The organism is Roseateles sp., assembly GCF_019237615.1.
Lineage (GTDB): Bacteria > Pseudomonadota > Gammaproteobacteria > Burkholderiales > Burkholderiaceae_C > Pelomonas.
In genome coordinates, this window is the sequence record NZ_JAFAGT010000014.1 from 14616 (window position 1) to 26528 (window position 11913).

At 67.6% G+C, this 11913-nt stretch carries 10 protein-coding genes; all 10 read right to left on the reverse strand.

The features are described 5' to 3' along the window. Positions 1-18 precede the first annotated feature (18 nt). Complete coding sequence (gene xrtA / locus JOY88_RS02925; RefSeq protein ID WP_293500248.1) at positions 19-1575, reverse strand: exosortase A; 1557 nt, start codon at positions 1573-1575, stop codon at positions 19-21. Next, complete coding sequence (locus JOY88_RS02930; protein ID WP_293500249.1) at positions 1572-2765, reverse strand: TIGR03087 family PEP-CTERM/XrtA system glycosyltransferase; 1194 nt, start codon at positions 2763-2765, stop codon at positions 1572-1574. Before JOY88_RS02930 ends, xrtA begins: the two co-directional genes overlap by 4 nt. 10 nt (positions 2766-2775) lie before the next feature. Further along, positions 2776-3825, reverse strand: coding sequence for a FemAB family XrtA/PEP-CTERM system-associated protein (locus JOY88_RS02935; RefSeq protein WP_293500250.1), 1050 nt, complete (start codon positions 3823-3825; stop codon positions 2776-2778). Next, a complete protein-coding gene (locus JOY88_RS02940) occupies positions 3826-4719 on the reverse strand; it encodes an XrtA system polysaccharide deacetylase (protein WP_293500251.1) in 894 nt (297 codons plus the stop codon). It abuts the gene before it with no gap. A gap of 84 nt (positions 4720-4803) precedes the next feature. Continuing rightward, a complete protein-coding gene (locus JOY88_RS02945) occupies positions 4804-5901 on the reverse strand; it encodes an XrtA/PEP-CTERM system-associated ATPase (RefSeq protein ID WP_293500252.1) in 1098 nt (365 codons plus the stop codon). Between the two features lie 83 nt (positions 5902-5984). Further along, on the reverse strand, positions 5985-7544 hold the full coding sequence (locus tag JOY88_RS02950) for a TIGR03016 family PEP-CTERM system-associated outer membrane protein (RefSeq protein WP_293500253.1): 1560 nt from the start codon (positions 7542-7544) through the stop codon (positions 5985-5987). Beyond that, on the reverse strand, positions 7510-8478 hold the full coding sequence (locus JOY88_RS02955; protein ID WP_293500255.1) for an XrtA-associated tyrosine autokinase: 969 nt from the start codon (positions 8476-8478) through the stop codon (positions 7510-7512). Before JOY88_RS02955 ends, JOY88_RS02950 begins: the two co-directional genes overlap by 35 nt. Position 8479: 1 nt before the next feature. Further along, positions 8480-10069, reverse strand: a complete 1590-nt coding sequence (locus JOY88_RS02960) for an XrtA system polysaccharide chain length determinant (protein ID WP_293500256.1) — start codon at positions 10067-10069, stop codon at positions 8480-8482. Positions 10070-10136: 67 nt separating this feature from the next. Beyond that, positions 10137-10787 (reverse strand): XrtA/PEP-CTERM system exopolysaccharide export protein, encoded by a 651-nt coding sequence (locus JOY88_RS02965; RefSeq protein WP_524539181.1) that lies wholly within the window; start codon positions 10785-10787, stop codon positions 10137-10139. Positions 10788-11008: 221 nt separating this feature from the next. Next, complete coding sequence (locus JOY88_RS02970; RefSeq protein ID WP_293500257.1) at positions 11009-11890, reverse strand: ThiF family adenylyltransferase; 882 nt, start codon at positions 11888-11890, stop codon at positions 11009-11011. Positions 11891-11913: the final 23 nt, after the last annotated feature.

Here is an 11913-nt window from a genome sequence, read left to right on the forward strand (position 1 = left end):
CTCGGAGAGCGCAGATTGTCACCGCTGGCGCGCCAGATCGCGGTCGCGGACGTCCCGCAAAGCAGTGTCCAGCCGGGCCCAATGCTGGTGCAGGAATTCACGCAACAGCGCATCGTCGGGTCCCGCGGCGGACTTGTCCGCGTAGACGACGACCACGGCCGCGTCGTCGCCATGGCCCAGCAGGCTCTGCCAGGCACCATAGAGCTTGGCCTGCCAGTCGCTGATGAAGGGACGGCCGTTGATCCAGTAGATCTGCCATGCGCGCAGCCGCGGGGCTTGTTCGCCCGCGCCGACGATCTGGTGCAAGGCCTGGCCGCGCAATTCGGCGGTACGCCAGGCTTGCGCGCCCACCGAGTCAAGGCCCGAGGCCGAGCGCGACCATTCCTTGGCATCCTCATCACTGACGAGGGCGTTCACGGACGTGACCAACTGGCGGCCATAGCGCTGGTCACGGTAGTAGCCGATATAGACGCCCACCGGCGCACCGCCCGCTGCGGGCTCCATGCGGCCGTGCAGGGACGCGGCCGGATGCATGAAATGGGGCTGCCAGGTGCTCAGGGGCTCGGCCGCCCAGGTCCAGCCCGGCAGCGCGGGGGCCGCGAGCTGTGGCTCGCCATGGGCGCCGGCGCGCTCGGCCTGGGCGCGCATGGCGATGGGCAGCGCCAGGAGCAGCCAGGCCAGGGCCAGCGTCGTTGCCAGGTGCCCGGGCGTCACCCCCCTGCCCTCACCGTCCGCCGCCGGCACAGGCTCGGGATCCGGGTCAGCCCAGCGCGCGCCGATCATGAACATCGCCAGCATGATGAGGCCGAAGAAGACCCAGCCGTAGATGATGTGGTCGACGCCGACGGCCAGCTTGTTGCCGGACAGATGGCCCAGCATGACGATCATGTAGGCCCGCAGCCAGTTGGCAACCAGCGGCGTGACGATGGCCACGCCGACGAAGGCCCAGCGCTTGCGATTGCTGCGGTAGTTCAGGTAGGCGAACAGCGTGCCCACCATGACCGAGGCCATCAGGTAGCGGATGCCGCTGCAGGCCTGCACGACGGACCAGGAGCCCGACGGGATGACGAACTGCAAGGCCTCGCGGAACACCGGGATGCCAGTGGCGCGCAGCGCGACGACGGTGAAGTCGGCCGTGCGATCCATCAGCCAGGGCGTCAGGAAGTCGCCGAAGGGCACAGCGAAGAACAGGAAGCCCAGCGGGAAGGCCATGCGGCTGGCAACGGCCGTGCCCAGCAGCGCCGGCACCAGCGCGACACCCATGCCCATCAGCGCGAACTGGGTCGCGGAATTGGCGGCCGCCAAGTCGCCGGCCAGCCACAGCATACCCAGCGGCAGCAGGGTCAGCAGCCACCACGGCGCGGGCCGCGGCGTCATCGAGGCGAGGTCCGCCCGCATGCGCCAGACCAGCCAGGCCGAGATGGGCGGCACCACCCAGGCATGGGCGAAGGTCTCGGAGCGGTTCCAGATCTCGACCATGGCCGCGCCGGTCGCGAAATAGAGGGCCGCCAGCAGGCCCCAGGCCAGGGCCAGGCCGAGCAGGGGCAGCCGCCAGGGCTTGGGCAGATGGATCATGCAGCCTCCAGATGTCGATCCAGGTCGGCCAGGTGAGCCTCCCAGCTATAGGCGCCCAGCACGAAGTCGCGCGCGCCGCGGCCGGCGCCCCGGGCGGCTTCCGGGTCGGCCAGCAAGGCACTCACGCGCTCGACGTAGTCGCTCTCGGTATCGGCGGGCTGCAAGCCCGGCTGCGCAGCGCCCGTGATCGCGCGCACACAGCTGGCAGCCGCGACGACGGGCCGCGCCATGGCCATGGCCTCCAGCACCTTGTTCTGGATGCCGCGCGCCAGCCGCAGCGGCGCGACGACGGCCGCCGCGTGCTGCAGGAAGGGACGCACGTCAGGCACCGTGCCCGTCACGTTGACGGCATCGCCCGCCAGCGCCTGCACGGCCGGCGCCGGGCTGCGGCCGACGATGTGAAAGCGCAGCGCCGGGAAGCGCTCGCGCAGTGCGGGCAGGATGCTGCCCGCGAACCAGGTCACCGCGTCGACGTTGGGCCAGTAGTCCATGGCACCCGTGAACACCAACGGCAGCTCGTCCGCCGCGAAGGGGCTTGTGCGAGACGCGTCCGGCGTGAAGAAGTCGGCGTCGACGCCGTTGCCCAGGGCCGCCAGGCGCAGCTCGCGACCGGGGCTCAGCTCTCGGAACAGCGCGACCTCGTTGTCGGTGACGAAGAAGCTGCAGGCGGCCTCGGCGGCCACGCGCTGCTCGAAGCCCAGCAGCTTGGCGAACTCGCGCCGATACAGCCAGGACATGGGCCAGGCATGCTCGGGCGCGTAGTCGCGCCACTTGGCGGAGTCGACGTCGACGAAGTCCACCAGCGTCTTCACGCCCTTCAGGCCTCGGGTGTACTGGGCCATCACGCCGCTGAAGACGACGACCGCGTCGAAGCCCTCGCGGGCGGCCGTCTCGTCCACCCAAGCCTGCAGGCCGGCGTCGCGGTAGTAGGGCAGGCTCAGCGCCTCGCCGCTCAGCAGGCCGCGCAGGCTCAGCAGCTTGGCCGCGCGCGGGTTCAGCCGCGCGACATGCAGGCTCTTGCACAGCGCGCGCACGCGCGGCAGGTGCTGCTCGTCGTCCGGGTCGTCGAGGAAGCTGCCGAGGTGGACTTCGTGCCGTGCCGCCAGATGCTTGAGCAGATGGTAGGAGCGCACCTTGTCGCCCTTGTTGGGCGGGTAAGGCAGGCGGTGGACGAGGTAGAGGACCTTCACGCGATCAGCCTCAACCCAGGTTCTTCACGATGAACGGCCCCAGCCAATTCGCCACGCCGATGGGCAGCTTGCGCCAGGCCTTGATCATCAGCTGGTACTTGGGGTTGTTCGGGTTGTTCTGGGGGATGGCGTCGCGCTTGAACAGCCGGTACTCGTAGGACAGCGGCTGCGGCTCGAAACCCCAGTTCTTCTTGAAGGCGTAGGGGCCGGTGCCCTGCTTGCTGCGGCCGTAGTCGAAGAGCTTGAGGCCGCGGGCGCAGGCGCGGCGCATCAGCTCCCAGTACTTGAAGTCGTTGGCGGCGAGGTCGCGCGCCGCCTCGTCGTCGCCCGCGTAGTAGGGCAGCACCTCGTCGCGGAAGTAGAAGCTCAGCACGCTGGACAGCGGCTTGCCGTCCGGCGCGGTGACGGTCAGCACCTCGGCATCCGCGCCGAATTCGTCCAGCAGCGCCTGGAAGTAAGCCCTGGGCATGGCCGGCGTGCCGTGGCGGTGCACGTTGTCGGCGTAGAGGTCGAAGAAGCGGTCGACGTTGGCGTCGATCTCGGCGCGCAGCTCGTTCTTGATGCCCTTGCGCACCATGGCCCTCTGCTTGCGCGGGATGGCCAGCATGTTGGCCTCCTCGTCGGGGAGGATGGCCTTGCGAAAGGTCACGTAGAGGTCTTGCCGCGGCCAGTCGGCGTGGCGGGTGGGGCCCAGGTAGCGGTACTCCAGGTGCTCGGCGCCCTGCGCGCGCGCGATCCTCTCGGCCTCGGCCTCCAGCGCCGCCGCGGCCTCGTCGTTCAGCGCCGCGACACCGCCGTAGACGGCGAACGGCAGGCTGGCGACCGCATGGCCGAAAAGGCGGCTCTTGACCTCGGCCAGCGGCAGCACCCCCTCGATGGCGCCGTCACGCTCGGCATAGAGGAAGAAGCACTGGTGGCCGAACACCGACTCGATGACGCGCAGCCAGCCGCTGCGATGGAAGAAGGTGGCCTGCGGGTGCGCAAGGACGAACTCGTCCCAGCGCGCGGACAAGGGCTTGTCTTGCGCGGCCAGGCGCGCAATGCGGAGGGGGGATGTCATTCAGGCGGGGCTCAGCGTGGGCGCCGGAGCGCGCGGGCTGGCCTCGCGGCCGAGGAAGATCTCGTCCATTCGCCCCCAGCGGAAGTCTTCCAGCAGCCGCCCGATACGGCCGTGGGTGCGGGGGATGTTGACGTAGTGGCGGAAGCGCGTCTTCGCGTCGATGCCCGGCACGCGGGGCTGCTCGGCATCGATCTCCCAGGGGTGGAAGTAGAAGACCGCGGGCTCGCCGTCGGTCTCGTTGACGCGGCGGATCAGCCAGCGCGACAGCGCATAGGGCAGCAGGCGGAAGTAGCCCCCGCCGCTGCTGGGCAGGTTGCGCGCCCCCATGCGCACGGTGGTCACCGGGACCTCCAGCAAGCCCTCGCGCACCGGGTAGGCGAAGCGTGGCGAATCGGGCATGCCGTAGTGGTCATGGGCGATGGGGTAGACGCTGCTGGAGTAGCGGTAGCCGGCGTCGCGCAGCACGTCGAAGGCCCAGAGGTTGTCCTTGCCGATGGAGAAGCTGGGGGCGCGATAGCCGACGACGGGCACGCCGCCCAGATCCTCCAGCAAGGCCTTGGCGCGCGTGACGTCGTCCAGGAAGGCCGCAGGGCTGAGGTCGCTGGCGCGTTCATGGCCATAGCCGTGGCTGGCCAGCTCATGGCCGCCGGCCACGATGGCCTTGACGACCTGCGGATAGCGCTCGGCGATCCACCCCAGCGTGAAGAAGGTGGCCTTGACCTGCCTCTCGGCCAGCAGCGCAAGGATGCGCGCCATGTTGCGCTCGACGCGGCATTCCATCCCGTTCCAGTCCTCGCGGCGGATGTAGGGCGCGAAGGCGGAGACCTGGAAGTAGTCTTCCACGTCAATGCTCATCGCATTGCGCAGGGCCGGGGTCTTGGTCGGCATCAGCATGGCCGCGCCGCCCGGCCGCCCGAAGGCGCTGCAGCCCCCTCGGGGGACAGTGAACGAAGTGCGCGTGGGGGCATCATCCGTACCTTAGTGCTGCTTGACGGCGTCCACCAGCTTCTGCAGCAGCGCCAGCGTCTGCAGGTTGATGCGCTCCAGGCGCATCATGCTGCGCTCCAGGCGCTGCAGTCGATCGGTGTGGTGATCGGCATTCAGCGCCGCGATCTCGGAGGACAGCCCCTCGACCTCGGCGACGCTCATCTTGAGCTTGGTCACGTCCAGGGCGCCTGGCACGCTGTCCAGCGCGCCGGGGCGGCTGTCGGGCAGCCTGGCGGGCATGCTGTCCAGCGAGCTGGCGTCGCCATGCCGCGGCGACTCGCTCTCCTGGGCGATGTCGCGCAGCACCTCCTTCACGTCGGCCAGCGTCAGGTGCGTGCGGCCCTGCATGAAGCCCAGCAGCAGCAGGCGGTCGCACAGGCGGTTGATGCGGCGCGGGATGCCGTTGCTGGCCTTGTGGATGGCGGGGAAGGCGTCGTGGTCGAAGGTGGGCTTGCCGGTGGAGCCCGCGCATTTCAGGCGGTGCTCCATGTAACGCTGGGTCTCGTCCTCGTCCAGCGGGCCGATGTGGCAGGTCGCCGCGACACGCTGGCGGAACTGCTCCATCTCGGGCTTCTGCAGGATGCCGCGGAACTCGGGCTGGCCGACCAGGAAGGTCTGCAGCAGCGACTGGTTGCTGAACTGGAAGTTGGACAGCATGCGCAACTCCTCGACCGCGCGGGCGGTGAGGTTCTGCGCCTCGTCGACGATGAGCAGGCAGCGCTTGCCCTGGGTGACCTGGTTGACGAAGAAGGCCTCCAGCGTCATCAGCAGCTCGGACTTGGGCGCGTCCTTCACGCGCACGCCGAAGGCGGCTCCAACCATGCGCAGCGTGTCCTCGGCGTCTAGCTGGGTCGTGACGACGTTGCCGATGATGACGTTGCTGCGGTTCAGGCTGTCCAGCAGGCCGCGCAGCAGCGTGGTCTTGCCCGCACCGATCTCGCCGGTGATGACGATGAAGCCGTCGTTGCGCAGCACGCCGTAGTCCAGATAGGCCTTGGCCCGGCGGTGCTGCTTGCTGCCGTAGTAGAAGTTCGGGTCCGGGCTGAGCTGGAAGGGCTTGCTGCTCAGGCCGTAGAAGGCTTCGTACATATCAGTGGCGCCCGTCCGCCCCATGCCACGCCCGCGGCGCCTCGGCGGCGCACGTGCTGCGTGGGCAAGGCGGTCGTTTCATGTCAGAACTGTTGGGTCAGGGTGGCATAGGCCGCATTCTCGGAATACGGCGTGACGCCTACGAAGCGGCTGTGGCGGGCGCCGAGCAGCAGGCTGAGGCGCGAACCGAGGCGGCTGTTCAAGCTGCAGATCAAGCTGGTGAGCTGCGCGCGTCGACTGGCGTCGCCCACGCTCTCCTGGCGCGAGGCCGTCAGCGACAGCCCGGTCACGGGCGTGAGCTGGTAGCTGCCCGTCAGCGCATAGGAGCGCTGCTCGATGCTGGCGTTGTTGGCCAGGTCGCCCTGGTTCAGGTTGTCGCCGAGGCGGCTCGTGATGGAGCGGCTGACGGTGGCCGTCACGTTGCTGCGCACGCCCTGCAGCGTGAAGCTGAGCATCTGGGTGCGCAGCTGGCTCGGCCCCGTGGACAGGAAGCCCGTCGCGGCCGGTGCGTCCGGCGACAGGCCCAGCGCCTGCAGGTCGGCGCGCACCAGGGCGTCGCGCTTGACCGGGTCCGGCTCCAGCGACGCGTACAGCTGGAAAAACAGGTCGTAGTTGGTCCGCACGCCGCCGGTCGCACCGGTATTGCCCAGCATGACGCTGCGCGAGTCCGAGACCCGCCAGACCGAATTCCGCATGCGGTGCTCGAAACTCAGGCCGTAGCTGTTGCCATAGTTGTGGCTTTGCCAGTTGCCGTTCACCCGCGTGCGCGGCGTGGGCGTCCACTCGGCCGTCACGCCGCCCGTGAAGCCGCTTTGCGCGCTGCCGCCGCCGCTGAGGTAGTCGTTGCGCTCCTGGCCCCCATTGGCGCTGAACACCCAGTCGAGATTGGGTCGGTAGTTCAGGCCCGCCACCGCGGAGCTGTTGCGGTTGGAGGCCGCACCCACGGAGCTCACCTGCTGCGTGCTCGCCAGGAGATACCAACCCAGCACACCGGCATTGAGCTGGGCAATGCGAAGTGAGCCGCCGCGCCCCCTGCTGTCCCCCAGGCTGCTGCCGCGCACTTCCGTGATCGAGAAATTGCCGCGCAGGTCCATGCTCGCCAGGCCGCCCAGTTGGCCGTGCAGCAGCGGCGACACCGTCAGCGTGCCGGTCTCGCGCCGGTTCGGGTTGTCCAGCGCGGCCACCGACCCCTGCGAACCCAGCGTGGGCGCCGCCTGCAAGCCGAAGGCCGAGGCGTTCTGCTGTCCGATGCTGGCCTGGGCTTCGACGAAGAAGGTGCGAGGAATGATCTCGGCCTGACCGTTCGCGGTCAGCGAGTTCTGCAGCTGCGAGCCGTAGTTCGTCTTCAGGTAGGCGATGCCGTTGAGCGAGTAGTCCAGGCTGCCACGCAACGCGCCGGTGTTGCGCACGATGCTGATACCCGGCGACACCGTCGTGATCAGTGCCGCATCCCTGTTGGTCTCGCTGAGGCGAAGGTTGTCGGTCCAGCCCTGCGAGATGGCGATGCGTGGCCGGATGGAGCCGCCGCTCGGAGCCGCGCCCTCGCCCTGCTGAGCCTGGGCCGCCATCGCGAAGACGGCGAGTGCCAGGGGCAGGCGGCGCCGCGACTCAGGTCGGCGCCGAGTCATTGCTGCTATAGCCATACCCGTATCCGTAGCCATACCCGTAGCCATACCCGTAGCCATAGCCACCGGCGGCACTGGGGCTGGCCTGGTTGAGCAGCATCATCTTGACCGGGCAGGTCTCGATCGCGGCGAGGGCTTGCTGGACGGCGCTCTGCGCCGTCTTCTCGGCATGGACGACGACGATGATCTGCCCCATGTGCGAAGCCAGCACGCGGGACTCCGTCGTCAGCAGCAGCGGCGGCGAGTCGAAGATGATGATGCGGTCCGGATAGCGCTTGGCCATGGTGTCGAGCAGGTGGCTCATCGCATCGCTGGCCAGCAACTCGGTGGCGCGCGGATGCGGCGTGCCGCTGGGCAGGATGGTCAGCTTCTCGACGTTGGTGCGCAGCAGCACATCTGACATCTCGACGCGATCCTCCAGCACGTCGAGCAGGCCGGGCCCCTGGGGCAGCCCCAGCATGCGCAGCACGGAAGGCCGTGCCACGTCGGCATCGACCAGCATGACGGTGTTGTCTAGTTCGGCCGCGATGCTCAGCGCCAGGTTGATGGACGTGAAGCTCTTGCCCTCGCCGGCCAGGGCGCTGGTCACCATCAGCAGATTGGCGTGGTTGATCGTCGCCGCCCCCTTGCCCATCGCGTTCTTGATCAGCGGGCGCTTGATGACGCGGTACTGGTCGCCGGTCTGCGAGCGCGGCGTGTGCGGCATCAGGAAGCCCTGGGCCGCCAAGGCGACGACGTCCAGCTCGACGCGCTTGGACGAGACGTGGAGCCCGTCATCCTGGACCGAAATGCCCACGGAACCGCGCCGCGTGTCGGCGACCGGCGCGGCCGCGGCGGGCGTGGCCACAGCCGGCTCGACCACGGGCTGCACCTGCTCGTCTCCAGGCAGCACGACGCCGGCCTGGCGCAGTTGCTCGAGCCGCTGGGCGGCTTGTTCAATCAGGCTCGTCATGTCAAACCACCTGCCGGCTCAGTTGCACAGCCAAGACCGTCAAGGCGACGGCGAACATCACCAGCAGCCCGCCGGCTCCTGCAGAAAACCGGATCAGCTCGACGCGCTGACGCGCGCGGTCCGCGTCCGTCACCAACCGGGTCACGACACCCAGGATGGGCAGTTCCACCCGCGCACGCAAGTCGTTCGCGTCGTGGAAGACCGGGCGCAGCTGGCTGGCCGCAAAGGTCGTGAACAGGCCGACGCCCAGGGCCGCCGCCATCGCGCCGGCCAGCAGCAGCAGCCGGTTGGGAGCCACGGGCTTGGGGTTGGCGCGGGGCGGATCGATGACGCGGAAGTCCGCCACGCCCGAAGCCACGTCGAGCTCGCCGGAGATCGAGGCCTGCTCGCGACGCTGAACGAGGTCTTCGTAGTTCCGCTTGTGGATCGCATAGTCCCGATTCAGCTGGGCTGCCTCGGCCTCGACCTGCGGGGCCGTCTTCATGGCCGCGAGCGCCTGCGAATAGCGGCCGGAGTATTCATCGACCCGCGCACGCAGCGACGCCACCTGAACCTCGGTCGTCGCAAGGATGCGCACCATCTCCTGCATCGCGATGCTGCCGCCGGCCTGGCCCACGGAGGCCGTCGGCACGTTCATTGCGGCCTTGCGCAATTCGGCGAGCTCCTTCTTCCTCTGCTCCTCCAGATCCTTGATGAGCTTGCGCGTGGCAATGATGTCGGGATGCTGGTCGGTGTAGCGCTGCAGCAGCGCGTCGAGGTTGCGGCGATATTCGGCCAGTCGCGCATCCAGCTCGGGCGTGCTGACATTGGCGTTGGACTCCTGCATCAGACTCTGGGTCGTGGTCTGCGCACCGCCCCGCGTCCTTTCGGCCTCCAGCTGGGCCTTGGCCGCATCACGGGCGTTGACGGCCTCGCGATACTCCAGCCGCGCCCGCTCCAACTGGGTGCCGAGCTCAGCGAGACGTGCCGCGGAATCCTTGCCGTCGTTCGCCGCGTTGGACAGGTTCTTCAGGCGGAATTCCTTCAGTCGCGCCTCGGCCTCTTCCAGCTTGGCCTCGTAGGCCTTGATCTGCTCGTTGATGAAGGTCGTCGCCGTCGACGTGCCCTGCCGCGTCTGGCCCAGGCTGGACTCGACGAAGATCGACACCAGCGCCTGCACCACGCGCTTGGCGGTCTCCGGATCGCTGTCGCGATAGCCGAGGATGTAGAGGTTGTCGCGACCGCTACTCTGGATGGACAGGTTGCTCGTCACCGTCTCGATGGTGGCTTCCTGCTGGGCCTTGGACTGGTTCTTCAGGTCCAGGTCGGCCATGCGGACGAGCTTCTCGACATTGGGCCGGCTGATCAGCGTGCGGCTGAGCATCGTCACCTGCTGCTCGACGTTGGGCTGGACGGCCAGACCCGACATCAGCGGTTTCAGGATGGACTGCGTGTCCACGTAGATGCGGGCGCTGGCCTCATAACGATCCGGCAGCGCGAAGACCACGACAGAGCCCACCACGCCGGTCACCCAAGCCACGACCAGGCCGATCCAGCGGTACTTCCACATCCGCCGAACGACGATCAGCAGCTGACCCATCAGCAATTCCATCGGAAACAGTCTCGGTTAGAGCAATCGAGTGGCGGGCGAGCGTTCGAAACGCGCTCCCGCCGACATTTCAGAACAGGCTCTGCGGAATGATCAGGATGTCGCCGGGGCGCATCTCCACGTTGGCCGACACGTCACCGCGCTTGATCAGATCCTTCAAGCGCACCGAATACTGCTTGTTGCCCTCGGCCGTGCGAAGGATGGTGGCACTGTTGCCGGAGGCGAAGTCGGTCAACCCACCCACGGCGATCATCACGTCCAGCAGCGTCATCTTCTGCTTGTAGGGCAGGAACTGCGGCTTGGCCGCTTCGCCAACGACGCGGATCTGTTCGCTGTAGGGGCCGACGAAGTTCGTCACGATCACCGTCACGACCGGATCCCTAACGTACTTGCCCAGCTGCTGCTCGACATCGCGCGCCACCTGCACCGAGGTCTTGCCCTGGACCACCATCTCATCCACCAGCGGCGCGGCGATCTTGCCGTCCGGCCGCACGGGCACGGACATGGACAGCTCCGGGTTGCGCCAGACCTGGATGTTCAGGTTGTCACCGGCACCGATGATGTAGCTGTAGTCGTCGCTCGTCACCTGGGCCGGGGCGGCCGGATGCTGGACCGACGCGCAACCCGTCAACCCGGCCAACGTCGATGCTGCCAACAAGGCCAGCGCCCCCGAAGCCCAGGCCCGCAAACCTCGCCGCACCTGGACATCACCGGCCGACATCAGTTGCACATCGCTGCGATTCGAAGCATGAATGGTGTCCAAGGCAAATCCTCTGTGGGTCTGGTCGTAAAAAGAGACCGAGGCGCGGGCTGGAAGCACGCCCGATAGGGAGCGTTGCATGATGCCATAGGCGCACCCGCGCCCTGGTAGCCAAATCGGGGGGTAGGCACCGCCAATGGCGTGCAATTTCACACCCGCCGCCCATTTGCCGACAAGCGCACTCAGCGCGGCTTGGCACGCCCTTCCAGCAATGGCCGGATCAACATCAACATCAGTTGCTGAATCGGATTGGCGTTGCCGAACGGACGCCAGGTGAACTTGATTTTCTGGTGGTAGGCATCGAACTGCATGGCCCAGGGCGCCGCTCGCAGATCGCCGCGCCCCAGCAACACCTTCAGCACCGAAACACCCATGACGCCGGCACACAGGTCGCAGGACATCATGGTCGACGGGCCGCGCCTCTCCTGGAAGTTCACCGCATGCGGCGCCACGAGGTAGTCGCGCTGCAGCATTGCGGGAGACAAGCCCGCGATGAAGCGGGCATATTGCTCGTTCTCGCTGCGCCCCTCCACCCGGAAATACTCCTCGAAACTCATGGCGCCGGGCTTGAAATACATGAAAGAAACGCCCATGCCGAGCGGCGCCGCCGTCAGCGCCGGAATGCCCTTCTCATAACAAGCCCGGAACAGCATGCGCCGCGCCGGCAACGCAAAGAAATCGATCCCATCGACATACACGTCGACGTCGCGCAGGAACTCATCGACATTCGCCTCGGTGACCCCTTCGGGGAATATCCGGACATCGGCCTCCGGATTGATGTCGCGCACCATTTCGGCCAGCACCTGCGCCTTCGGGCGATCAAGCGTCGACATGAAGGCGCCGACCTGCCGATTCATGTTGTGCACACCGAATTCATCGAAGTCGGCGATATTGAAACGGCTCATCCCCAGCCGCCCCAGCGTCAGCAGGTGGGCCCCGCCGACACCGCCGAGCCCGGCGATCGCCACGCGTGCCGAGCGAAGTTTTTCCTGCTCAGCCTCGGTCACCCAGCCGATGTTCCTGGAAAATGCCCGCCCATAGTCAAAAGTCGAAGCCTGGTTCAAGTTCACCCCTTTGCGGCCGGGCG

Bases quoted from the DNA above. Each gene is read 5' to 3' on its own strand.
- xrtA (WP_293500248.1), bottom strand. From the start codon at position 1,575: ATGATCCATCTGCCCAAGCCCTGGCGGCTGCCCCTGCTCGGCCTGGCC.
- JOY88_RS02935 (WP_293500250.1), bottom strand. From the start codon at position 3,825: ATGACATCCCCCCTCCGCATTGCGCGCCTGGCCGCGCAAGACAAGCCC.
- JOY88_RS02940 (WP_293500251.1), bottom strand. From the start codon at position 4,719: ATGCTGATGCCGACCAAGACCCCGGCCCTGCGCAATGCGATGAGCATT.
- JOY88_RS02945 (WP_293500252.1), bottom strand. From the start codon at position 5,901: ATGTACGAAGCCTTCTACGGCCTGAGCAGCAAGCCCTTCCAGCTCAGC.
- JOY88_RS02950 (WP_293500253.1), bottom strand. From the start codon at position 7,544: ATGGCTATAGCAGCAATGACTCGGCGCCGACCTGAGTCGCGGCGCCGC.
- JOY88_RS02955 (WP_293500255.1), bottom strand. From the start codon at position 8,478: ATGACGAGCCTGATTGAACAAGCCGCCCAGCGGCTCGAGCAACTGCGC.
- JOY88_RS02960 (WP_293500256.1), bottom strand. From the start codon at position 10,069: ATGGAATTGCTGATGGGTCAGCTGCTGATCGTCGTTCGGCGGATGTGG.
- JOY88_RS02965 (WP_524539181.1), bottom strand. From the start codon at position 10,787: ATGTCGGCCGGTGATGTCCAGGTGCGGCGAGGTTTGCGGGCCTGGGCT.